Below are 20,048 nucleotides of genomic sequence, written 5' to 3' on the forward strand. Positions count from 1 at the left end.
CCCAGAAGCGGGCCGCCTGCTTACGTTGACTGCAGGCGACATGTCGGTGCCTGTATGTATCTGCTGACGATCAAGGACGGCCTGGCCACCCGCCACATCGGCCCCTACGAAAGCCCGAAACAGGCGGTCGACGATCTCGACCGCCTGTTGATGAGCTTCGGCGACCGGGCCCGCTGGCAGATCCACGAGCTTGAATCGCCCGCCGTGCTCCTGGGCGGCGCTGCGCCGGTGGCGGCGGCCTGAGGCGCCACCACCACGAGGTTCCAGCACTGCAGCGATCCAGCGGATCTTGGCAGGGGAGCAACCGGAACAGCACAGCGCCGAAACGATGCCGCACCCGTTCGGACCAGTCCTCAAAGGGCTCCCAGGGTTGGGTGCATGGACACACCGCCTGCGTCGTGCTGCTCTGTCCGTGCTGTTCAGCCTCTGTGTGGCCGCTCCGCCTCTGACCTGATGAACAGACAGGCAGGCCTACCGGGCCTGGCGGGGGTAGCCGCTCAACAGGCCGCTCTCCACCATCAGGCCCACACCCGCGGTCACGCAGATCAGCCCCAGGGCGCCGTACCAGAACCAGGGGCCGGTGGCGGGCGCTTTCACCAGAAGGGCCACCTGCTGCACCGTGCGCCGGCTGATCGCTTCACCGACCAGGCAGAGGCCCAGCGGCAACAGCAGCACGCCCAGTTGCGCGCGGATGTACCAGCGGATCTTCTTGGCGGCCATGGCGTCGGCAAGCGGCGTCAGTGGACAACCCTAAGCCGGGCCCCCGAGGCACACCCAGTTCACCAGGGTGCGCACGCCGAAGCCGGTGGCACCGGCGGGGTCGAGCCCCCGGCCCTTGTCGCTCCACACGGTGCCGGCGATGTCGAGATGGGCCCAGGGGAGATCGGGCGTGACGAAATCCTTGAGGAACAGGGCCGCCGTGATCGACCCTCCCGGCCGTGGCCCGGTGTTCTTGAGGTCCGCCACCGGGCTTTTCAGGCCCTGCTTGTAGGCGGCATGCAGCGGCATGCGCCAGAACAGCTCGCCGCCCTGCTGACCGGCGTCCACTAGGGCCGCCGCCAGCGAGTCGCTGACAGACCAGAGCCCGGCGATCTCCTCGCCCAGGGCGATCACGCAGGCACCGGTGAGCGTGGCCAGATCCACCACCGCATCCGGTTCGAGGTTGCAGGCGTACACCAGGGCATCGGCCAGGGTGAGCCGCCCTTCGGCATCGGTGTTGTTGATTTCGATCGTCTTGCCGTTGGAGGCGGTGAGGATGTCGCCGGGGTGGATGGCGTTGCCGCTGATCATGTTTTCGCAGGCGGCCACGATCACGTGCACCTCCACATCCGCCGGCTTGAGCTCGGCGATGGCCCGCGCCGCACCCAGCACCGCCGCGCTGCCGCCCATGTCGTACTTCATCATCTCGATCTGGGAGCCGGCGGTTTTGAGGTTGTAGCCGCCCGAATCGAACGTGAGCCCCTTGCCGATCAACACCAGCCGTCGGCTGGAGCCCCCGGCGGGGCGGTAGGTGAGGTGGATGAACTTCGGCGGCAGATCCGAGCCCTGTGCCACGCCCAGGTAGGCCCCCATGCCGAGCGCTTCGCAGTCGTCGCGCTCCAGCACCTTCAGCTCCAGGCCGAAGTCGGTGGCGATGCGGGCGGCGGTGTCGGCCAGGGCCTGGGGGGTGACCGCATTGGGCGGGGCGGCCACCAGTTCGCGGGCCAGCTCCACACCGGCGCAGGTGGCGGCCACGGCGCTCAGGCCAGCACCGGCCGCTTCCTGCAGGCCCAGCAGGGTGACGCTCTCCGGCAGCGGCTGGGGCTCGGCCTCGCTCTTGAAGCGTTGATCCTTGTAGAGGCTCAGCCGCACCGCTTCGGCGATGGCCGTGGCGGCCGCGGCGGGATCAAGGCCCTCGCTGGGAAGGGCCAGCCCCAGCGCGCCCCCGGCGGCGGCGGCGGCCTTGGCGCTGGCGGCTGCGGCGCTGCGCAGGGCGGCCCCGTCGAGGCTGCCAGCCTCCCCCAGTCCCACCAGCACCAGCAGGCTGGGGGTGTGGGCGGGCAGATGCAGGGCCAGGCAGTCGCCGGGTTTGCTCTTGAAGCGTCGCTTCTCCAGCAGCGCGGGCAGGTCGAGGCTGAAGCGGGCTGACAGGAGCGGCAGCCAACCGGCGGGATCCCCCTGCAGCACTCCCACCGCCAGGGTGTCGCCTTCCCACTGCGTGAAGGCGGTGGGGCTGGTGCGGAACTCCATGGAGCGTCAACCTTGGAGGCGCGATCGTAGCCATGCCGCCCCGGACTCCCCGCTGGTGCTCAGGCCGGATCGGCGGTGAAGGGGGTGGCCCAGCGCTGCCGCGTTTCCTTGTTGAAAGGGGGCTGCCAACGGCGGATCAGCGCCTGCTCCAGAGCCCGGCGCGGCCTGACCGCCCCGGGTACGTCGCTGCAGAAGCGGATGCTCAGCCCGCTGGCGAGCCCGCAGCGGCGCAGGGCTTCGTCGTAGGCCGCCAGGTAGGTCTTGCAGTCGTGGTCGCCTTTCCAGCGACGATCGGCACAGCCGGTCTCACCCACGTACAGCAACAGGGGGTGCTCCAGCTGGGGTTGGCGGTCCATCACCACATACAGGGCCGCCCCCTGCTGCGGCGGCTCCGGCCAGCGCCAGAACTGCAGGTTGAGCGGCGCCAGCGCCAGCGGGTCGAAGACGGCAGCCTGCGCGGCGGCGGTATCGGCCCCGCCGGCTCCGAACAGCGAGCGCTGCGCCACTCCGGCCCCGCTGCCGTGCAAGGGACGCTGAAAGTCGGCCAGGCCCTGCTGCCAGCGCAACAGTTGGTGGCGCGCCAACGGCAGAGCCGTGGGCACGTGCTCGCCGGCGGCGGACGCCGGCCCGGCGCCGAACAGGTCGAGCTGGCCCTGGCGCGGCAGGCCCATGCTCAGGGCCGCTGCCGCTGTGGCGCCGGTGTCGGCCGTGGCAGATCCGGCCCCACCGGCCCCCGGCCGAAACTCACCTTGCCGATCAGGGCCTCCACCAGGTGGGGGGGCAGTTGCAGCCGTTGCTGCAGATCGGCGAGATCCTGAAAGGGCCCCCGCCCCCGTTCGCGCACCAGCCGCTGGCAACGGGGGGGATCAAGCGGCAGCCGCGCCTGCAGCTGTTCGGCGCTGCAGCGGTTCACATCCAGCGGCACCGGCCGCAGCGGAGCGGGCTCCCCATACCAGCGGAACTCCAGCAGTGGCAGCCAGCACTGCAGCTGGGCGTCGCTGAGGCCCAGCAACCGTTGCAGGTCGTCCTCACCGCTGAGCTGCACACCGCCGGCCTGCAGACGCAAGAGCAGATCCACCTGGTGGGGCTCACAGCCGGGCAGCCGCAGCCAGTCGGCGGGGGTGGCGCGGTTCACATCCAACCGCCAGCCCAGGGCGGCGGCGTGGCGCACCTGGGCGGCATCCCGCAGCCGCAGGCCAGGGTTCTGCTTCAGCTTCAAGGCCATCAGCTCCCGTTCCACGGCCGCGTCGGCGCCGACAGGCTCAGGGCCGCCACCGGCCCCGGCCGTATCTGTTGCGGCGTTCGATGACGCCGGCTCACGACGAAGCGGTGGTGGCGGCGGCGCAATCTGCCCAGTGGCGATCAGCAGGCGGCGCGCCAGTGGATCCAACCAGTGCCCTCTGGCCATGGCGGCCCCCTTCAGCCACGACGGACTGGGCCGAAGTTAGCGGCAGGGGGCGGTCGATACGTCAATCCGTACTCACCGGCAGACAGGCAGGCGCCGCAGAATCGTTCCGATCGCTCTGTGTTCGGCAGCTTGATGGGCTTCTTTGAATCCGAAATCGTGCAGGACGAAGCCCGGCGCCTGTTCACCGATTACCAGCAGCTCACCCAGCTGGGCTCCGACTACGGCAAGTTCGACCGCGAGGGCAAGAAGCTCTTCATCGAGCGGATGGAGGAGCTGATGGACCGCTACCGGGTGTTCATGAAGCGCTTCGAGCTCTCTGAGGATTTCCAGGCCAAGCTCACCGTCGAGCAGCTGCGCACGCAGCTGGGCCAGTTCGGCATGACGCCTGAGCAGATGTTCAGCCAGATGCATCTCACGCTCGAGCGCATGAAGAGCGAGCTGAGCTCGTCCTGCTGACGCCTGCCTACGATCCGCCGCGACGGGTCGTGGCACGGGTGGGGTGAACGGATGGGGCAGGCGCAGGTGTGGCCGGACGTGCCGGCATGGCTGAGCCGGGGCCTGGCGGATCTCTTTCCGCACGAGGCGGGTCCGTTGGCCGGCAGCGCCACCTCCCTGGCCGCGCGCCTGGCGGAAGCCGAGCGGGAGGGCATGCCGCTGCGCATCAAGCTCGGCATCGATCCCACCGGCTCCGACATCCATCTGGGGCACAGCCTGCTGTTCCGCAAGCTGCGGGCCTTCCAGGACGCTGGCCACACCGCCGTGCTGATCATCGGCGACTTCACCGCCCGCATCGGTGATCCCACCGGCAAGAGCGCCACCCGCGTGCAGCTCAGCGCCGAGGCGGTGGCCGCCCATGCCACCACCTATCTGGAGCAGCTGGGCCAGGGACAGCCGCGGCAGCGCGCCCTGCTCGACTTCGAAACCCCCGGCCGGCTGGAGGTGCGCCGCAACAGCGAGTGGTTGGCGGCCCTGGATCTGCCGCAGGTGATCGAGCTGCTGGGCACCAGCACCGTGGGGCAGATGCTCGCCAAGGACGACTTCTCCAAGCGCTATGGCGGCGGCACGCCGATCGCCCTGCATGAGTTCCTGTACCCGCTGCTGCAGGGCTATGACTCAGTGGCGGTGCGCTCCGACCTGGAGCTGGGCGGCACCGATCAGAAGTTCAATGTGGCCATGGGCCGCGATCTGCAGCGCCACTTCGGCCAGCCGCCCCAGTTCGGCCTGCTGCTGCCGATCCTGCCGGGGCTCGATGGTATGCAAAAGATGAGCAAGAGCCTGGGCAACACCGTGGGGCTCCAGGACGACCCGCTCTCGATGTATTCAAAGCTGGAGAAGGTGCCCGACGCTGCGGTGAACGCCTACCTCACCCTGCTCACGGATCTCGAGCTCGAGGCGCTGCCGGCCAATCCGCGGGAGCGCCAGAAGGCGATGGCCCTGGAGGTGACCGCCACACGCCATGGCCAGCAGGCGGCGCTGCAGGCCCAGGCCGATGCCGCCGGACTGGTGGGAGTGGGGGCAGGGCGGAACCCCGGGCTCGATGGTGAAGCAGGCGGCTCGCCCCGTGCCGAGGCTGTCGACGTGCTGGAGGCGTCACTGGCGTCGGTGAGCTTTCCCGCCAAGGCCTTTTTCCTGCTCAGTGCCATCGGGGTCTGCGCCAGCAGCAGTGAAGGACGGCGCCAGATCCAGGGGGGCGGCGTGAAGCTGGATGGCGAGAAGCTGAGCGATCCCAACCTGGAATTCAGCAGCCCGGCGGAGCTGGACGGCAAGGTGCTGCAGCTCGGCAAGAAGACCTTCCGGCGGCTGGTGCCCTGATGGCCACCACAGTGCGAACCACGGTGGGCACCACGGCGTTGGCCGATCCTGCAGAGCGGATCATCGTGGCCCTTGACCGGCCCGATGCCGGCAGCGCCCTGGCATTGGCCGCCTCGATTCCGGAGCTGCGCTGGGTGAAGGTGGGCCTGGAGCTGTTCACCGCCGCCGGGCCGGATGTGGTGCGCGAGCTGCGCCGGTGTGGCCTGCGCGTGTTTCTGGATCTGAAGTTCCACGACATCCCCGCCACCATGGCTGGCGCCTGCCACAGCGCCGCCGCTCTGGGTGCCGAGCTGATCACCGTGCATGCCAGCGCAGGTCGCCGGGCTCTGGCGGCGGCCCAGGCGGCGGCGGAGCAGGGTGCTGCTGCCCAGGGCATGGCTCCGCCCACCCTGCTGGCGGTCACGGTGCTCACCAGCTGGGAGGCCGACCGCTTCGCCGCCGAACTGCAGGTTCCGGTGGCGATGGCCGCCCACGTGAGCCACCTGGCGGCCCTGGCGGCTGCCGCCGGGCTGCGCGGTGCCGTGTGTTCACCGCTGGAGGTGGCCGAGCTGCGCGCGCGGCATCCACTGCCCTTCACCCTGGTGACCCCGGGCATCCGCCCCGCCGGCGCCGCCACGGGCGACCAGGCCCGCGTGCTCACGCCGGCCCAGGCGATCGCCGCTGGTGCCAGCCAGCTGGTGATCGGCCGGCCGATCACGGCAGTACCCGATCCGGCGGCGGCGTTCGCGGCCTGTTGCGCCGAACTGACCGCATCGCCCTGAGCCACCGCCCCGCTGTCTGAGGCTTGGCCTGGCCCAGCGGCCCACACCAGACCCACTCCCGCCGGCTGCCCCGCAGACCACCCACCCAGCCCGCCAGGAGCGGGTCCCGTTTTCCCCTGGTCCGCCAGCCGCTGATCCCGCCGGCCCGTGGCGCACAGACAGCCGGGCCGCAACGGGGGATGCTGCAGGCACGCTCTGCCCCCCGACCATGCCCCGCGCCGGGATCCAGCCGGCCCAGTCGGGCCTTCGCTTCCTCCCCGCCCACTTCAGCCCCTGGGTGCACCGGCTCAGCCGCTGGGCGCTGCCGCTGCTGTTGCGCACGCGGGAGATTGTGGACTGTCAGGTGGAGGGGGCGGAGCGGCTGGCTCAGCTGTTTTCGGAGCACCAGCAGGGCCGCGTGCGGCTGCTGATCGCCTTTCGCCACCCCACCACCACCGATCCGCTCACGATGGCCAGGCTGATCTGGGAGGAGGTGCCCCGGGCCGCCCGGGCGGCAGGGCTGACCCTGCGCAGACCGGTGCACAGCCAGTTCCTCTACGACCGAGGCATTCCCCTGTGGGCGGGAGAGGCTGCCGGCTGGATCCTGGGCGCGCTGGGAGGCATCCCGATTCAGCGCGGCAAGCTCGACCGGGTGGCGCTCAAGGCCGCCCGCGAGGTGCTGGCCCAGGGCCCGTTCCCGCTGGCGATCGCTCCGGAGGGTGCCACCAACAACCACGGCGAGCTGCTTGGCCCCCTGGAGCCGGGGCTGGCCCAGATGGCCTTCTGGTGCTGCGACGACCTGGCGGCCGCCGGCCGTCAGGAGCGGGTGCTGATCGTGCCGATCGCCCTCAAGTACGTGACGCAGGGCCGCGACTGGCCGGCGATCGATACGCTCCTCGATCGCCTCGAAGCCCAGCTCCGCCGGCGTCCGGGCCGGCATGGTGCCGAAGGCTCAGAAGGTGCGGAAGGTTCAGAAGCATCAGACAACACAGCACACCCTGCAGGAGCAGGCAGCTCCATGGGAGATGGCAGCGTGGCGGAAGCGCTGCGCTACCGCCGCCTGATCCAGCTGGGCGACAACGTGATCACCCTGCTGGAGGCCTTCTACCGGGAGGCCCATGGCCTGGACCTGCCTCCTCTTTCGGCCCCGGCGCTGTACCCGTCCTGCCTCGAGAACGGCTTCATCACCAGGCTCGAGCGGATTCGCAACGCGGCGCTGGGGGTGGCTGAAAGCCGTTTGCAGCTCTTGCGTCCGAAGGGGAGCCTCGGTGAGCGCTGCCGGCGCGTGGAGCAGGCGGGCTGGGACCGCATCTACCGCGACGACCTGAAGGCGATGACGCCCCTGGAGCGCAGCCTGGCCGACTGGCAGGCCACCGAGGCCCGCCTGGCCATGGACCATATGCGCCTGGTGGAATACTTCTCCACGCTCAGCGGTTCCTACGTGGCTGAGAAGCCCAGCTTCGATCGCTACACCGAAGTGCTGCAGATCCTGTGGCGAGCGATCACCTGGATCAACGGCACCAGCCACGACAAGACACCCGAGCTGGGCTCCCGGCTCGCCCGGCTGTCGGTGGGGGAGCCGATCGATGTGACCGAGCGGCACGGCCGCTACCTCAGCGGTCGCCGTGAGGCTGTGGAGGAACTGATGGCCGACCTGCGCGCCCGCATGCTGGCGGAACTGGAGGGAGCCGGCCCTGGCTCTCAGGCCGCCAGGGCGGGACGAGGAACCAGTTCGGCGTAAACGCGCTCCAACGCCTCGATGTTGCGTGTGAGCGTGTAGCGCTGCAGCGCCCGCTCCCTGGCACGGCGCCCGAGTTCGGCGGTGAGCACCGGCTGGTCGCGCAGCACCGGCAGCAGGGTGCGCAGCTGGGTGGTGACCCCCTGGGTGCTGATCACGATGCCGGCCCCTCCCTCCAGCACCTCACCATCGGCGCCAGCATCGGTGGCCACACAGGCGGTGCCGCTGGCCATAGCTTCCAGCAACGACAACGACAACCCCTCCACCAGCGACGGCAGCAGGAACACCTCCGAGGCCTGCAGCAGCGCCACCCGTCGCTCCAGCGCAGGTTCATAGCCCCACCAGAGGATGCCCGGGTCTTCATGGGCGGCCTGCAGCGATCCCCGCAGCGGCCCATCGCCCACGATCACCAGCACGCAGCCGGCTGGCCGCACCAACCGCCAGGCGCGCAGCAGGGCCTCCACGTTCTTCTCGGTGGCCAGCCGGCCCATGTACAGAAACGGGCGGCGGCCTTCGCAGCGCGCCTGCACCTCACGGCGCAGAGCGCTGCTGCCACGCTCGGAGCCTCTCCGCTCTGAACCTCCTCGCTCAGAGTCCGCGGGCTTCCACACATCGGTGTCTACGCCGTTGGGGATCACCGCCAACCGGTCTTCCTTGACCCCCAGCCGGGACAGCACCTCGGCCTGCAGCTCGGAGAAGACGATCACCCGGTTGAAGCGGGCCAGAGCCGGGGCATAGAGCTGGTAAGTGAGCTGCTGGGTACCGCCCGCCAGGTTACGAAGGCCGGCGTCGAAGGCGGGATGGAAGGTGGCGACAAGCGGCACGCCCAGCTGCTGGCAGAGATCGGGCAGCAGGAAATCGAGCGGCGAGAGCGTGAGGCTGGCGTGCACCAGATCCGGTTTGAGCTGCTCCAGCGATTCCCGCAACTCCCGCTGGGCGCCCGGCGCGGGGACCGTGTACACCTGCGACTTCAGCAGGTAGGGCAGGGCTACTTCGCTCTCATCGCCCGCCAGCGCGGCCCGGCGCGAGGCCCGCAACGCCTCCTTGGTGAGCGTCAGGCCTTTGCCGTTGACGCTCGGAGGATCCCAGGGCAGCCCGGGGCCCGTGGCGGGTGTGTCGAAGTGGATGAAGCTGATGCGGTGGCCCCGTTGCCGCAACTGCTCCGTGGTGGTGAGCCCGTAGGTGACGTTGCCGCAGAAGGGTGATTTCTTGCCCAGCCAGGCGATATGCGCCAACTGCTGTCGCCCATTTCTGCCAAAACGCTAGCAGCGCTGCCAGGGACGCTCCAGCAGGGCCGCCAGCAGGGTGATGCCCGCAAGTACCCAGAGCACGGGCTGCAGCCCGTAGCGGCTCACCACCGTGCCCGCCAGCACAAGCGGCAGGCTCAGGGCAATGTTGATCAGGTTGTTCTGCAGGCCAAACACCTTGCCGCGCAGTTCTTCCGGGGTGTCTTCCTGGATGGTGGTCTGGGCGGGGATGGCCAGCAGGGCGGCGCCCACCCCCAGCGCCACGCACAAGCCGAGTGTGAGCGACAGGCTGCCGCGCACCTGGCCCAGCAGCACCAGCGCAAAGGCGATCAGGCCCAGGCCCGAGGCCGAGAGCAGGCGGCGGGTGAAGCCGCGGCCGAGCTGGGCCACCGCCAGTGCACCGACGGCCATGCCCAGGCCGCTCATGGCCAGCAGGGTGCCGAACTGGGTGGGTCCGAGCCCCTTGATCGCCGAGGCCAGGCTGATGGCCAGGACATAGAGCGCCGCCAGGATGCTGTACAGCAACACAAGATGCACCAGGGCATTTCGCACGCTGGAGCGCTCGCGAAGCACCTGGATTCCTTCCAGGATCTCGCCCCACACCGAGGTGCCGCGGTCTTGCCAGGGGGCTTCCACCACGCGGATGCGGGCAATCGACAGCGCCGCCAGCCCGTAGCAAAGCGGGAGCAGCACGAACTCACCGCCTTCGATGCCGAGCGTGGCGAGTCCGTTGCGCAGCAGGCGCAGCACCGGGTCGCCGAGCGCGAAGCCCACGATCGTGGCGCCCATGCTGGTGGCCTGGTAGAGCGAGATGGCAGCGAGCAGAAGCGGTCGCGGCACGAGCAGGGGAATGGCCGCCTGCTCGGCGGGCGCAAAGAACTGGGTGAGCACCGACTCGAGGAAGGTCATCGCCACCAGGCCCCAGTAGCCCCAGCTGAGGCCGAGGAAAAAGGGGCCGGGGATCAGTAGCAGCGGGGCCAGCAGCACCAGGCCCGCGCGCAGGGCGTTGGAGGCCACCATCACCTTGCGTTTCGGCCAGCGGTCGGCCCAGACCCCCGCCACGGTGCCGAGGGCCATGGCGGGCACGGTGTTGGCCACATAGATCCCCGTGGCCAGCAGGGTGATCATCTGGGCGCGGGTCTCGAAATCGAAGCGCAGGCTGGCGGCCGCTTCAGCCAGCAGCGCGTTGGTCTGGGGGGTGTCCGTCACCCAGTACTGGGCGATCAGGAACACCATCAACACGATGTAGAACTTGTCGGCCAGCTGGGAGAAGATCTGCCCCAGCCACAGGCGCCGGAAGTCGGGCAGGGCCAGCACCGCCTGCAAGCCCTGGCCCCGGGCCGTGCTGGCCAGCTCCTCGCTGGCGGCCGCCTCCGGGCAGGCTGCCGGACCTCTGGACGCATCTTCGCCGGCGCTGCCTCCGCTGGGGCCGGCCTCCGGCATCGGCGGAGGCGGGGGGGTGGCTCGGGACAATCCGCTCAAGGTTCTATCCGTTCCGCCGCAATGATGGCTCAGGGGATGGTGCCTCCAGCGCGTGACCCGGCTCGAAGCAGTCACGCAGAAGACGCAACGCACGGCAGCGGCGTCCGCCGTGCTCCTGGGTCCACAGTTCCACCAGCTGCAGCAGCCGCAGCCACACCGCCAGCGGCCCCATCAATTCCCCGTCCCGGCGGCGCGGTGGAGCCGGGCGTGTCAGCCGTTGCAGCAGCGCCAGTTCAGAGGCATTGAGCACGAGCATCGCCCCGGGCACCGCGCCGATCAACAGCCCTTCGCTGGGCACCAGGCTGCAGCGCCAGTCCCAGTTGCCGATCGGTGGCTCCAGCGGCTGCCCGCTGCGGCCGCAGCTCTGCAGCGGCAGGCCGTAGCCGCCTAGGGCCAGCAGATGCACGCTGCCCTGCACCGCGATCGCCAGGGCCTCAACGCTCTCCTGCCGCTCGCGCACCACGGTGTCTAGACGCCCCAGCTGCATCAGCAGATCCTCCAGCACCCCGTGGACGCCATCGCCGCCCGGCACCAGCAGCAGGGCCAGCTCCGCCAGCGCCTGAGCGGCAGCGAGCGTTTCCAGCCGCTCCGCCAGCTGGCTATGGGTGCGCTGCACCTGCAACTGCCGAACCCGCCGCAGGCCGCGGCCACCGCCCACCTGCAGCTGGAGCAGGGCCAGCGGCACCGCTGCCGCCAGGCTGCTGCGCGGCCGGCGCGCTCCCGGCACCGCCAGCCGCACCAGCCCTTCGGCGTCGGTGAGCAAGGTAATCAGACGGTCGTTTTCGCCGAGGGGCCCGCTCTTGAGCACGAGCCCCTCCAGGCGCGCCGCGCCGCCGCTCACGAGCCAGGGGGTGTGGCGGGGCTGCGCAGCGCCTGCATCAGTGCCACTCCACGGCTGGTGCCGAGCCGGCTGGCGCCGGCCTCCACCAGCTCGAAGGCCTGCTCCAGCCCAGTGATGCCACCGGAGGCTTTCACGGCCACGCGGCCGCGGGCCAGCTCGCGCAGGTGCTGCACCTGGGCCACGCTCACCGGCGGACCGAAGCCGCTGCCGCTCTTGAGGAAGGCGGCGCCGGCATCGATGGACGCCTCCACCAGCAGGGCCAGGGCGGGATCACTCAACCTGCCGGCCTCGAGAATCACCTTCACCGGCAGGCCCAGCTCCACGATCGCGCCGATCTCCTCGTAGACGGCGCTGCCGTTGCCATCGGCGAGGGCGCCGAAGTCGGGCACGATGTCCAGTTCGTCGGCGCCCGCGGCCGCGGCGGCTTCCGCCTCGGCCCGTTTGATCGCCGCCGGCACCGCGCCGAAGGGGAAGGCCACCACCCCGATCAACCGCACGCGGCTGGCACTGCCCAGCCGTTCCCGGCCGCAGGCCAGCCAGCGCGAGGCGAGGCAGACACCGGCGAAGCCGAAGTGGCGGGCCTCGTCGCAGCAACGATGCACGGCTTCGATCCCATGATGGGGATCGAGAAGCGCGTGATCAATGAGCGGTGCCAGGTCGGGGCGTTCGTGGCGCAAGAGTTCAGGAATCCCGCGGTTGAATCACTCCGAAGCCACCATGATTGCGGCGGTAAAGCACCTGAATTCCTCTCGTCTTCTCATCACGAAACACGTAGAAATCGTGATCGATCAGATCAAGCTGGTGCAGCGCCGCTTCCAGGCTCATCTCCGGCATGGCGAAATACTTGCGCCGCACAGCGGGCACCGGCAGTTCCGGTTCGCGGCCGGCCAGAAGATCGGCCGTGAGCGCCGTGGTGTCGGTGGTGCCGTCTTCGAGGCCGACCGCCTCCTGCACGTCGCTCTGGTGGTGATCGGTGAGGCGCTCCTTGTAGCGGCGCAGCTGGCGGCTGAGTTTTCCCGCCACCATATCGATGCTGGCGTAAAGGTTTTCGCTGCGTTCCTGGGCGCGAATCACGAGGCCGTTGGCGAACACGGTGACCTCCGCCGTCTGCTGGGGAACCCGGGGGTTGCGGGCCACCGACAGATGAACATCCGCCTCCTTGACCAGCCCCTCGAAATGATTGATCGCCCGGGTCAGTTTGTCTTCCGTGTACTCCCGGATGGCTGGGGTGACGTCGAGATTGCGACCGTGGATCAACAGCTTCATCGAACCGCTCCTTTGGCGATCGGATTGCAATAAGCCTAGGAAGCCAGGCGCATGAAACCACTTCTCGATGCAATCCGTTTTGAACCCCCGGCGCCGGTGGAGTTCACTCAGGCGTGGCACTGGCAGCAGCAGCTGCGTGATCGCCTGCTGACCAACCCCGCGGCTCCGGAAGCGCTGCTGCTGCTCCAGCACCTGCCCTGCTACACGCTCGGTCGCGGGGCCAGCTCAGAATTTCTGCGCTTCGAACCCCAGGCTCCGCCTGCGCCCCTGCACCGCATCGATCGCGGCGGGGAGGTGACCCACCATCTGCCCGGCCAGCTGGTGCTCTACCCCGTGCTCGATCTGCAGCGGCACGGCGCTGATCTCCACTGCTATCTGCGCGCCTTGGAGGGGGTGGTGATCAGCGTGCTGGCGGAGCTGGGCCTGGTGGGGGAGCGGATCGAGGGGCTCACCGGTGTGTGGCTGGAGGGGCGCAAGCTGGCGGCGATCGGGGTGGGGGCGCGCCGCTGGATCAGCCAGCACGGCCTTGCCCTGAATGTGAACTGTGACCTGGGGGGATTCGAGGCGATCGTGCCCTGCGGTCTGGAAGGGCGGGCGGTGGGCCGGCTGAGCGACTGGTGCCCCGGGATCACCCCCGATCAGGTGCAACCGCTGCTGAGTCGGGCGGGTGCCGAGGCGTTCGGACTCACGCTCCGACCACCGGAGCCCGCCGAACGGCTCTGGGGGTGTTAAGCCTGTGCCACCATCGGCTGCAAGGCAGTGAAAGCACGGGCGGAGATTTCCTGGTCGGGTGACCGGAAGGACTGTCAGGCGCTGGCCGCTCGCGAGGACCTCAGCCAGATCACCGGGCTGGAGCAGATCTGGCCGGAGGCGGCCCAGCGCTACGGCACAGCCGTGGCCCTGGAGGCTCCCCACACCACCCCGCCCGAGCAGCTCAGCTTCTGCGACCTCAACGCCGCGATCCTGGAGGCCGCCGCTGCCTTTGCCTCCCTGGGCGTGGCCGCCGGCGATGTGGTGGCCCTGTTTGCCGAGAACTCGCCGCGCTGGCTGATCGCCGACCAGGGGCTGATGCGGGCCGGCGCCGCCGATGCGGTGCGGGGCAGCACGGCGCCGGTGGAGGAGCTGCGCTACATCCTCGAGGACTCCGGCGCGGTGGGGCTGGTGGTGGAATCGGCCGCGCTGCTGCAGCGCCTGGCCCTGCCACCCGAGCAGCTCGCCCGGCTGCGTTTCGTGGTGCTGCTGGAGGAGCCAGCCGGCGCGGGCGCACTGCCGCTGCACGAGCAGGTGATGGGCCTCAGCTGGCCAAACTTCAGCGCCCGCGGGGCCGGCGTGGCGCCACCGCCGCTGCCACCGGTGGCGCCGGAGCGCCTGGCCACGCTGCTCTATACCTCCGGCACCACCGGCCGGCCCAAGGGCGTGCCGCTCAGCCACGCCAACCTGCTGCATCAGCTCCGCACCCTCGGGGTGGCGGTGAATCCCCGCCCCGGCGACCGGGCGCTGAGCGTGCTGCCGATCTGGCACGCCTATGAGCGCACGGCCGAATACTTCCTGCTGGCGGCCGGCTGCCGCCAGACCTACACCACGCTCAAGCACCTGCGCGGTGACCTGCAGGCGGTCAAGCCGCACTACATGATCAGCGTGCCCCGCCTCTGGGAAGCGCTTCTGGCGGGCTTCGAGGATGCGCTGGCGGCCATGCCCGCCAAGCGCCGCAGCCTGATCGAGAAGGCACTGGCGGCGAGCCGCTTCCATGGGCTGCAGCGCCGCCGCGCCAGGGGCCTCACCCTGCAGGTGGAGCCGCCACTGGCCCGGCTTACGGCGGCGCTGCTCAGTGCGGTGAGCTGGCCGGTGGATGCGCTGGCCGCTGCGCTGCTGTGGCCGAAGGTGAGGCAGCAGTTGTCGGGAGGGGTGCTGCGCACGGCGATCAGCGGCGGCGGTGCCCTTTCCCTGCACGTGGACAGCTTCTTCGAGGCGATCGGCATCGAGCTGCTGGTGGGCTACGGCCTCACCGAAACCAGCCCGGTGCTTGCCTGCCGCCGGCCCTGGCGCAACCGCCGCGGCAGCGCCGGCCAACCCCTGCCGGACACCGACTTGAAAATCGTCGATCAGGAGAGCGGCGCGCCATTGGGCTGGGGCGAGCGGGGCCGGGTGCTGGCGCGCGGTCCGCAGGTGATGGCCGGCTACTTCAACAAGCCGGAAGCCACCGCTGCCGTGCTCGATGCCGACGGCTGGTTCGACACCGGCGACCTCGGCCACCTGCTGCCCGATGGCTCCCTGGTGCTCACCGGCCGCGCCAAGGACACGATCGTGCTCAGCAGTGGCGAGAACATCGAGCCCGGCCCGCTGGAGGAGGCCCTGGTGGCCCATCCGCTGGTGGAGCAGGTGATGCTGGTGGGGCAGGACCGCCGCCAGCTGGGCGCCCTGGTGGTGCCCCGCGCCGAGCCGCTGGCGGCCTTCGCGGCGGCGGCCGGTCTGCCGGCGCCCGCTGGTGCCGGTGCCGCTGTAGAGGCCGATGCCCTGTTGCTGCGTGCCCTCAAAGGTGAGTTCAACCGCTTGCTGGCGGCCCGCCCCGGTTCGCGCCCCGACGAACGCCTGGCCGGGGTGGCACTGGTGGAGCCGTTCACGATCGACAACGGCCTGCTCACCCAGACGCTGAAACAGCGGCGTGACCGCATCACCCAGCGGGACCAGGCGGCAGTGGAGGCCATCTACGCCGGTTGACCCCCGCTCCACCGGCTGACAGCCTGGTAGCTGCTACCAACCCCCCATGTCCGACGGCCAAACGCTGACCATCAAGCGCACCATCACGGTGCGGGCGGTGGTGACACCGCGCTGGAAGGAAGATGCCGAGCGAGAGCTCAGCGGCGCTGTCGCCAACACCGATCAGCAGCTCGCTCAGCTGGAGCAGGAGGGCCAGCAACTGGTGGATGAGATCCGCCGCCAGAGCATGAATCCGCTCGATCCACGGGTGCAGGAGCAGGTGGGCTCAGTGCAGCAGCAGGTGGCGGCCAAGCGCAGTGAACTGGAGGAGCAGAAGCGCGCCATGCTCGAACAGCAGCGCCAGGTACGCGAACTGGAGTTCGAGCAGATCGTGGATCAGGGCCAGATCGAAGGCGCCTGCAAGATCAAGGTGGGCGACAACCTGGTGCAGAAGCTCCAGGTGGCGGTGCTGGTGCGCGATGGCGTCGTGGAGGCGATCGAGGGGGGCTGAGCTCCGGGGTGGCGACGGCGTGGCGCGTAAAATCCCGTCGCCGGCTGCATCGGGACCAGGACTTTGGCGACCTACGAAATCTTCATGCCCGCCCTGAGCTCCACGATGACGGAGGGCAAGATCGTGGAGTGGCTGAAGCAGCCCGGCGACCGCGTCGAGCGCGGTGAGTCCGTCCTGGTCGTCGAATCCGACAAGGCCGACATGGACGTGGAGGCCTTCCAGGAGGGCTTCCTGGCCGCCGTGTTGATGCAGGCCGGTGGCACGGCACCGGTGGGCGAAACGATCGGTCTGATTGTGGAAACCGAAGCGGAGATCGCCGCTGCCCAGGCCGGTGCCCCCAGCGCGCCCGCTGCAGCCCCCGCTCCTGTGGCCGCCCCTGCCTCGCCCTCACCCGTTGCCGCACCGGTTGCGCCGGCGGCTCCGGTCGCTGTGGCTCCCCCGGCGCCAGCGGCTGTTGCCGCTGCCAGCCTGCCTGTGGCTGCTGCTCCGGCGGCGGGCAACGGCCGGGTGGTGGCTACTCCCCGCGCCCGCAAGCTGGCCAGCCAGCTCGGGGTCAAGCTGGAAGCGCTCAAGGGCAGCGGCCCCCATGGCCGCATCCAGGCCGAGGACGTGGAGCGGGCTGCCGGCCAGCCCGCCTCGGTGGCCCGGGTGGCGGAAGGCAGTGCCCCCTTCACGGCCGCCGCTCCCGCTGCCGCTGGGGCTTCGGCCGGTGGCGGTGCCTCGGCCGCACCCGCGGGCCAGAGCTTCGGCCGCCCGGGAGAGACGGTGGCCTTCACCACCCTGCAGGGGGCGGTGAACCGCAACATGCTCGCCAGTCTCGCGGTTCCCTGTTTCCACGTGGGCTACACGATCACCACCGATCGGCTCGATGCCTTCTACAAGCAGGTGAAGAGCAAGGGCGTCACGATGACGGCCCTGCTCGCCAAGGCGGTGGGCGTGGTGCTCGCGCGCCATCCCCAGGTGAACGCCGCAGCGAGCGAAACCGGCATGGTGTACCCCGCCTCCGTCAATGTGGCGATCGCCGTGGCCATGGATGACGGCGGCCTGGTGACGCCGGTGCTGAAGGAGGCCGATCGCACCGATCTCTACAGCCTGTCGCGCAGCTGGGCGGACCTGGTGGCCCGCTCCCGCACCAAGCAACTCAAGCCCGACGAGTACAGCACCGGCACCTTCACCCTCTCCAATCTCGGCATGTTCGGGGTCGACCGTTTCGATGCGATCCTTCCGCCCGGCACCGGCGCGATCCTGGCGGTGGCGGCCTCCCGCCCCACGGTGGTGGCCAACGCCGATGGCTCGATCGCCGTCAAGCGCCAGATGCAGGTGAACCTGACCGCCGACCACCGGGTGATCTATGGCGCCCACGGGGCGGCGTTCCTCAAGGATCTGGCCGACCTGATCGAACACCGGCCCGAAAGCCTGGCGCTCTGAACCGACGGTGTCGAACCCTGCCGCCGGCTCCCTGAGCCATCCGGACACGCTGCTCTCCAGCTACAGCTTCCATCTGCCCGAGGAGCGCATCGCCCAGCGGCCGGCGGAACCGCGCCATGCGGCCCGCCTGCTGGCCGTGGAGCCGGAGCCGGCTCCGCCGCGGCATTTAACGGTGTGGGATCTGGCCGAGGAGCTCAAGCCCGGCGATCTGCTGGTGGTGAACAACACCCGCGTGCTCAAGGCGCGGCTGGCGGCACGGCGCCGCACCGGCGGGGCCGTGGAACTGCTGGTGCTGGAACCCCGCGGGGAAGGGCGCTGGTTGTGTCTGGCACGGCCCGCCAAACGCCTCCACCCCGGTGAGGAGCTTGAGCTGCAGGCTGCTGGGGGACTGTCGCCGCAGGCCACTGATGGACCACCGCTGGTGGTCACAGTGCTGGAGGTGGATCAGGCCAGCGGCGGCCGGGTGATCCAGTTCCCGCCCCACTGCGTCGATGCCGCAGCTATCGAGGCGCTCCTGGATCGTTACGGCAGCATGCCCCTGCCGCCCTACATCCACCAGCAGGACAGCAGCGACGACGAGCGCTACCAGACGCGCTACGCCGACAAACCCGGTGCCGTGGCAGCACCGACGGCGGGGTTGCATCTCAGCGACGCGCTGCTGGCGGCTCTGAAGGCCCGCGGGGTGCGCCTCGTGGCGATCACGCTGCACGTGGGGCTGGGCACCTTCCGGCCGGTGGAAACGGAAGATCTCAGCGCGCTCGAACTCCACAGCGAATGGGTGGAGGTGTCGGCGGAGGTGGTGGAGGCGGTGGCCAGCACACGCGCCGCTGGCGGGCGGGTGATCGCGATGGGAACCACGAGCGTGCGGGCGCTGGAAGGGGCTGCCGCCGCGTCAGCGGATGGAGTGCTGCAGCCTTTTCAAGGGCCGGTGGCCCTGGTGATTCAGCCCGGGTTCCGCTTTCGGGTGGTGGAAGGGCTGATCACAAACTTCCACCTGCCGCAGAGCTCTCTGCTGCTGCTGGTGAGTGCCCTGATCGGGCGTCCCCGGCTGCTGGAGCTCTACGCCACGGCGATCAACGAGGGTTACCGCTTCTTTTCCTATGGCGATGCCATGTGGATTGCCCCGGCAGCGGTGCTGCCGGGGGCCAGGCCCTGAGGCCCTGAGGGTTCAGGCGGCAGCCAGATTGGCGGCCACGAACTCCCAGTTCACCAGCTTGTCGAGGAAGGTGGAGATGTAATCCGGGCGGCGGTTCTGGTAATCGAGGTAGTAAGCGTGCTCCCACACATCCATGGTGAGCAGGGCCTTCTGGCCATGCGCCAGGGGCAGATCGGCATTGCCGGTCTTGGTGATCTTGAGGGTGCCGCCATCCAGCACCAGCCAGGCCCAGCCGCTGCCGAACTGAGTGGCGCCGGCAGCTTTGAACTGCTCGGTGAACACATCAAAACCGCCGAAATCAGCATTGATCTTGTCGGCCAGAGCGCCGCTTGGGGCACCGCCGCCGCCGGACTTGAGACCCTGCCAGTAGAAGGTGTGGTTCCAAACCTGGGCGGCGTTGTTGAAGATGCCCGCCTTGCTGGCGTCGCCGGCCACAGCCAGGATCACCTCTTCCAGGGATTTTCCTTCCAGATCGGTGCCTTCCACCATCTTGTTGAGATTGGCCACGTAGCCCGCGTGGTGCTTGCCGTGGTGGAACTCCAGGGTCTGGCGGGAGATGTGCGGCTCGAGCGCGTCGAGTTCGTAGGGAAGCGCGGGCAGCTGGTGAGCCATTGGTGGGTTCGAAAGAAGATGAAGAGCGGAGACGGGCTGACGCGTGGAGCGATCCGCGGAGCGAACCCTTCCGCCGGTGTGAACCCGCCCGCTGGTGTGATCATTTTAACAATCACACCCATCATCACGCCGTAAAGGCGGGGGGGCGAATCAGCCGCCGACGCGCAGCAGCTCCACTTCGAAGGTGAGGGTGGCGTTGGGGGGGATGACGCCGCCGGCGCCGCGCTCGCCGTAGGCCAGATCAGGAGGGATCACCAGCTTGCGCTTGCCGCCCACCTTCATGCCGGCCACCCCTTCATCCCAGCCCTTGATCACCCGGCCAGCGCCGAGCGGGAAGCTGAAGGGCTGATTGCGGGAATAGCTGCTGTCGAATTCCTTGCCATTCTCGAGGGTGCCGCGGTAGTTCACCAGCACGTTCTGGCCGCTGATCGCTTCAGCGCCTTCACCGATGCTGACGTCAATGATGCGCAGCCCGCTGGGGGTGACCCGTTCCTTGGCTGCCACCATCTCACCGCCGAGAGCGCCGGCGCCGCCTCCCTGGGCTACGGAGGAATCGGTGCTGGAGTCAGAAGCCATGGCAAAAAGTGTGGGGTTGGGGTCGTCGGGGTCGAGTTCGAAGCGGTTCACGGCCATGGCCGCAGCAGGCTGCGCGGTGCCGGCTGCCGCAGCATTGGCGGTGGGGGCCGCAGTCGTGAGCGCGGCACTTGTGCCTGCCGCCTCCACCGTGCTGGGGGCCACCAGCTGGCTGACAAGAGCCACCAGCAGGAAGGCGACGCAGAGGGTCGAGCTGATCAGGATGTCGCGCATGGCGGACGGGCGGGTCAAGGCACAAACGGTGGCAGGCCCGATTCTGCCAGCGGGCACTGCGGTTTCCGGCCGAG

21 protein-coding genes are annotated in these 20,048 nt (G+C 69.6%); 10 read left to right on the forward strand and 11 right to left on the reverse strand.

The genetic code is table 11. The features are described from left to right. Nucleotides 1–54 precede the first annotated feature (54 nt). Nucleotides 55–243, forward strand: coding sequence for a hypothetical protein (locus KQ303_RS07630; RefSeq protein ID WP_255145411.1), 189 nt, complete (start codon nucleotides 55–57; stop codon nucleotides 241–243). 228 nt (nucleotides 244–471) lie between these two features. Here KQ303_RS07630 and KQ303_RS07635 read toward each other — a convergent pair whose 3' ends face one another. The 4 genes from KQ303_RS07635 to KQ303_RS07650 are packed head-to-tail and all read right to left on the reverse strand — an operon-like array spanning nucleotide 472 to nucleotide 3,637. Further along, nucleotides 472–720: a hypothetical protein gene (locus KQ303_RS07635; RefSeq protein WP_094512679.1), complete on the reverse strand. Its 249-nt coding sequence runs from the start codon at nucleotides 718–720 to the stop codon at nucleotides 472–474. A 30-nt stretch (nucleotides 721–750) separates the two neighbouring features. Beyond that, the gene (locus KQ303_RS07640; RefSeq protein ID WP_259729822.1) at nucleotides 751–2,229 is read right to left on the reverse strand and encodes a leucyl aminopeptidase; all 1,479 of its coding nucleotides are present in this window, start codon (nucleotides 2,227–2,229) and stop codon (nucleotides 751–753) included. 59 nt (nucleotides 2,230–2,288) lie between these two features. Continuing rightward, nucleotides 2,289–2,900, reverse strand: coding sequence for a GIY-YIG nuclease family protein (locus KQ303_RS07645; RefSeq protein WP_259729823.1), 612 nt, complete (start codon nucleotides 2,898–2,900; stop codon nucleotides 2,289–2,291). Between the two features lie 2 nt (nucleotides 2,901–2,902). Then, nucleotides 2,903–3,637, reverse strand: a complete 735-nt coding sequence (locus KQ303_RS07650) for a type II secretion system protein GspK (RefSeq protein WP_259729824.1) — start codon at nucleotides 3,635–3,637, stop codon at nucleotides 2,903–2,905. 132 nt (nucleotides 3,638–3,769) lie between these two features. Between KQ303_RS07650 and KQ303_RS07655 the strand changes: the two genes are divergently transcribed. From KQ303_RS07655 to KQ303_RS07670, 4 genes are all read left to right on the forward strand, one after another. Beyond that, nucleotides 3,770–4,093, forward strand: coding sequence for a DUF1825 family protein (locus tag KQ303_RS07655; RefSeq protein ID WP_094512806.1), 324 nt, complete (start codon nucleotides 3,770–3,772; stop codon nucleotides 4,091–4,093). 51 nt (nucleotides 4,094–4,144) lie between these two features. Beyond that, a complete protein-coding gene (gene tyrS, locus KQ303_RS07660) occupies nucleotides 4,145–5,449 on the forward strand; it encodes a tyrosine--tRNA ligase (RefSeq protein WP_259729825.1) in 1,305 nt (434 codons plus the stop codon). Then, complete coding sequence (gene pyrF / locus KQ303_RS07665) at nucleotides 5,449–6,210, forward strand: orotidine-5'-phosphate decarboxylase (protein WP_259729826.1); 762 nt, start codon at nucleotides 5,449–5,451, stop codon at nucleotides 6,208–6,210. Before tyrS ends, pyrF begins: the two co-directional genes overlap by 1 nt. 208 nt (nucleotides 6,211–6,418) lie before the next feature. After that, complete coding sequence (locus KQ303_RS07670) at nucleotides 6,419–7,930, forward strand: 1-acyl-sn-glycerol-3-phosphate acyltransferase (protein ID WP_259729827.1); 1,512 nt, start codon at nucleotides 6,419–6,421, stop codon at nucleotides 7,928–7,930. Here KQ303_RS07670 and KQ303_RS07675 read toward each other — a convergent pair. From KQ303_RS07675 to hpf, 5 genes are read right to left on the reverse strand one after another with little or no spacing between them, the layout of a single operon-like run. Continuing rightward, nucleotides 7,891–9,162, reverse strand: a complete 1,272-nt coding sequence (locus KQ303_RS07675; RefSeq protein ID WP_259729828.1) for a glycosyltransferase family 4 protein — start codon at nucleotides 9,160–9,162, stop codon at nucleotides 7,891–7,893. The two genes, KQ303_RS07670 and KQ303_RS07675, sit on opposite strands and share 40 nt — an antisense overlap. A 27-nt stretch (nucleotides 9,163–9,189) precedes the next feature. Next, the gene (locus KQ303_RS07680) at nucleotides 9,190–10,689 is read right to left on the reverse strand and encodes an MFS transporter (RefSeq protein WP_399233213.1); all 1,500 of its coding nucleotides are present in this window, start codon (nucleotides 10,687–10,689) and stop codon (nucleotides 9,190–9,192) included. Next, complete coding sequence (gene recO / locus KQ303_RS07685) at nucleotides 10,661–11,497, reverse strand: DNA repair protein RecO (RefSeq protein WP_259729830.1); 837 nt, start codon at nucleotides 11,495–11,497, stop codon at nucleotides 10,661–10,663. The genes KQ303_RS07680 and recO overlap by 29 nt, the downstream gene beginning before the upstream one ends. Continuing rightward, nucleotides 11,494–12,174 (reverse strand): deoxyribose-phosphate aldolase, encoded by a 681-nt coding sequence (gene deoC / locus KQ303_RS07690; RefSeq protein WP_259729831.1) that lies wholly within the window; start codon nucleotides 12,172–12,174, stop codon nucleotides 11,494–11,496. The genes recO and deoC overlap by 4 nt, the downstream gene beginning before the upstream one ends. A 4-nt stretch (nucleotides 12,175–12,178) precedes the next feature. Then, complete coding sequence (gene hpf / locus KQ303_RS07695) at nucleotides 12,179–12,763, reverse strand: ribosome hibernation-promoting factor, HPF/YfiA family (protein ID WP_094512669.1); 585 nt, start codon at nucleotides 12,761–12,763, stop codon at nucleotides 12,179–12,181. A gap of 51 nt (nucleotides 12,764–12,814) precedes the next feature. On the opposite strand from hpf, the gene lipB reads away from it, so the two are divergent. The 5 genes from lipB to queA all read left to right on the forward strand — a co-directional run bounded on the left by lipB (nucleotide 12,815) and on the right by queA (nucleotide 18,555). Further along, nucleotides 12,815–13,495: a lipoyl(octanoyl) transferase LipB gene (gene lipB / locus KQ303_RS07700; protein WP_259729832.1), complete on the forward strand. Its 681-nt coding sequence runs from the start codon at nucleotides 12,815–12,817 to the stop codon at nucleotides 13,493–13,495. A 27-nt stretch (nucleotides 13,496–13,522) separates the two neighbouring features. Further along, complete coding sequence (locus KQ303_RS07705; RefSeq protein ID WP_259729833.1) at nucleotides 13,523–15,481, forward strand: AMP-binding protein; 1,959 nt, start codon at nucleotides 13,523–13,525, stop codon at nucleotides 15,479–15,481. 46 nt (nucleotides 15,482–15,527) lie between these two features. Further along, entirely contained in the window at nucleotides 15,528–15,971 is a 444-nt protein-coding gene (locus KQ303_RS07710) for a YlqD family protein (protein ID WP_094512666.1), read from the forward strand. 63 nt (nucleotides 15,972–16,034) lie between these two features. Then, complete coding sequence (locus KQ303_RS07715; protein ID WP_259729834.1) at nucleotides 16,035–17,399, forward strand: dihydrolipoamide acetyltransferase family protein; 1,365 nt, start codon at nucleotides 16,035–16,037, stop codon at nucleotides 17,397–17,399. Between the two features lie 31 nt (nucleotides 17,400–17,430). Then, entirely contained in the window at nucleotides 17,431–18,555 is a 1,125-nt protein-coding gene (gene queA, locus KQ303_RS07720) for a tRNA preQ1(34) S-adenosylmethionine ribosyltransferase-isomerase QueA (protein ID WP_259729854.1), read from the forward strand. A gap of 12 nt (nucleotides 18,556–18,567) precedes the next feature. Here the strand turns inward: queA and KQ303_RS07725 are convergent, their stop codons facing one another. Together KQ303_RS07725 and KQ303_RS07730 are read right to left on the reverse strand one after the other, a co-directional pair. After that, nucleotides 18,568–19,167: a superoxide dismutase gene (locus KQ303_RS07725; RefSeq protein ID WP_259729835.1), complete on the reverse strand. Its 600-nt coding sequence runs from the start codon at nucleotides 19,165–19,167 to the stop codon at nucleotides 18,568–18,570. 150 nt (nucleotides 19,168–19,317) lie between these two features. Continuing rightward, nucleotides 19,318–19,974 (reverse strand): FKBP-type peptidyl-prolyl cis-trans isomerase, encoded by a 657-nt coding sequence (locus tag KQ303_RS07730; RefSeq protein WP_255101150.1) that lies wholly within the window; start codon nucleotides 19,972–19,974, stop codon nucleotides 19,318–19,320. Nucleotides 19,975–20,048: the final 74 nt, after the last annotated feature.

Source organism: Synechococcus sp. CS-1333 (genome assembly GCF_025128015.1).
Taxonomy (GTDB): domain Bacteria; phylum Cyanobacteriota; class Cyanobacteriia; order PCC-6307; family Cyanobiaceae; genus MW101C3.

Excerpts from the sequence above, each read along its gene's own strand:
- KQ303_RS07630 (WP_255145411.1), top strand. The coding sequence starts at position 55 with ATGTATCTGCTGACGATCAAGGACGGCCTGGCCACCCGCCACATCGGC.
- KQ303_RS07635 (WP_094512679.1), bottom strand. The coding sequence starts at position 720 with ATGGCCGCCAAGAAGATCCGCTGGTACATCCGCGCGCAACTGGGCGTG.
- KQ303_RS07640 (WP_259729822.1), bottom strand. The coding sequence starts at position 2,229 with ATGGAGTTCCGCACCAGCCCCACCGCCTTCACGCAGTGGGAAGGCGAC.
- KQ303_RS07645 (WP_259729823.1), bottom strand. The coding sequence starts at position 2,900 with ATGGGCCTGCCGCGCCAGGGCCAGCTCGACCTGTTCGGCGCCGGGCCG.
- KQ303_RS07650 (WP_259729824.1), bottom strand. The coding sequence starts at position 3,637 with ATGGCCAGAGGGCACTGGTTGGATCCACTGGCGCGCCGCCTGCTGATC.
- KQ303_RS07655 (WP_094512806.1), top strand. The coding sequence starts at position 3,770 with ATGGGCTTCTTTGAATCCGAAATCGTGCAGGACGAAGCCCGGCGCCTG.
- tyrS (WP_259729825.1), top strand. The coding sequence starts at position 4,145 with ATGGGGCAGGCGCAGGTGTGGCCGGACGTGCCGGCATGGCTGAGCCGG.
- pyrF (WP_259729826.1), top strand. The coding sequence starts at position 5,449 with ATGGCCACCACAGTGCGAACCACGGTGGGCACCACGGCGTTGGCCGAT.
- KQ303_RS07670 (WP_259729827.1), top strand. The coding sequence starts at position 6,419 with ATGCCCCGCGCCGGGATCCAGCCGGCCCAGTCGGGCCTTCGCTTCCTC.
- hpf (WP_094512669.1), bottom strand. The coding sequence starts at position 12,763 with ATGAAGCTGTTGATCCACGGTCGCAATCTCGACGTCACCCCAGCCATC.
- lipB (WP_259729832.1), top strand. The coding sequence starts at position 12,815 with ATGAAACCACTTCTCGATGCAATCCGTTTTGAACCCCCGGCGCCGGTG.
- KQ303_RS07710 (WP_094512666.1), top strand. The coding sequence starts at position 15,528 with ATGTCCGACGGCCAAACGCTGACCATCAAGCGCACCATCACGGTGCGG.
- KQ303_RS07725 (WP_259729835.1), bottom strand. The coding sequence starts at position 19,167 with ATGGCTCACCAGCTGCCCGCGCTTCCCTACGAACTCGACGCGCTCGAG.
- KQ303_RS07730 (WP_255101150.1), bottom strand. The coding sequence starts at position 19,974 with ATGCGCGACATCCTGATCAGCTCGACCCTCTGCGTCGCCTTCCTGCTG.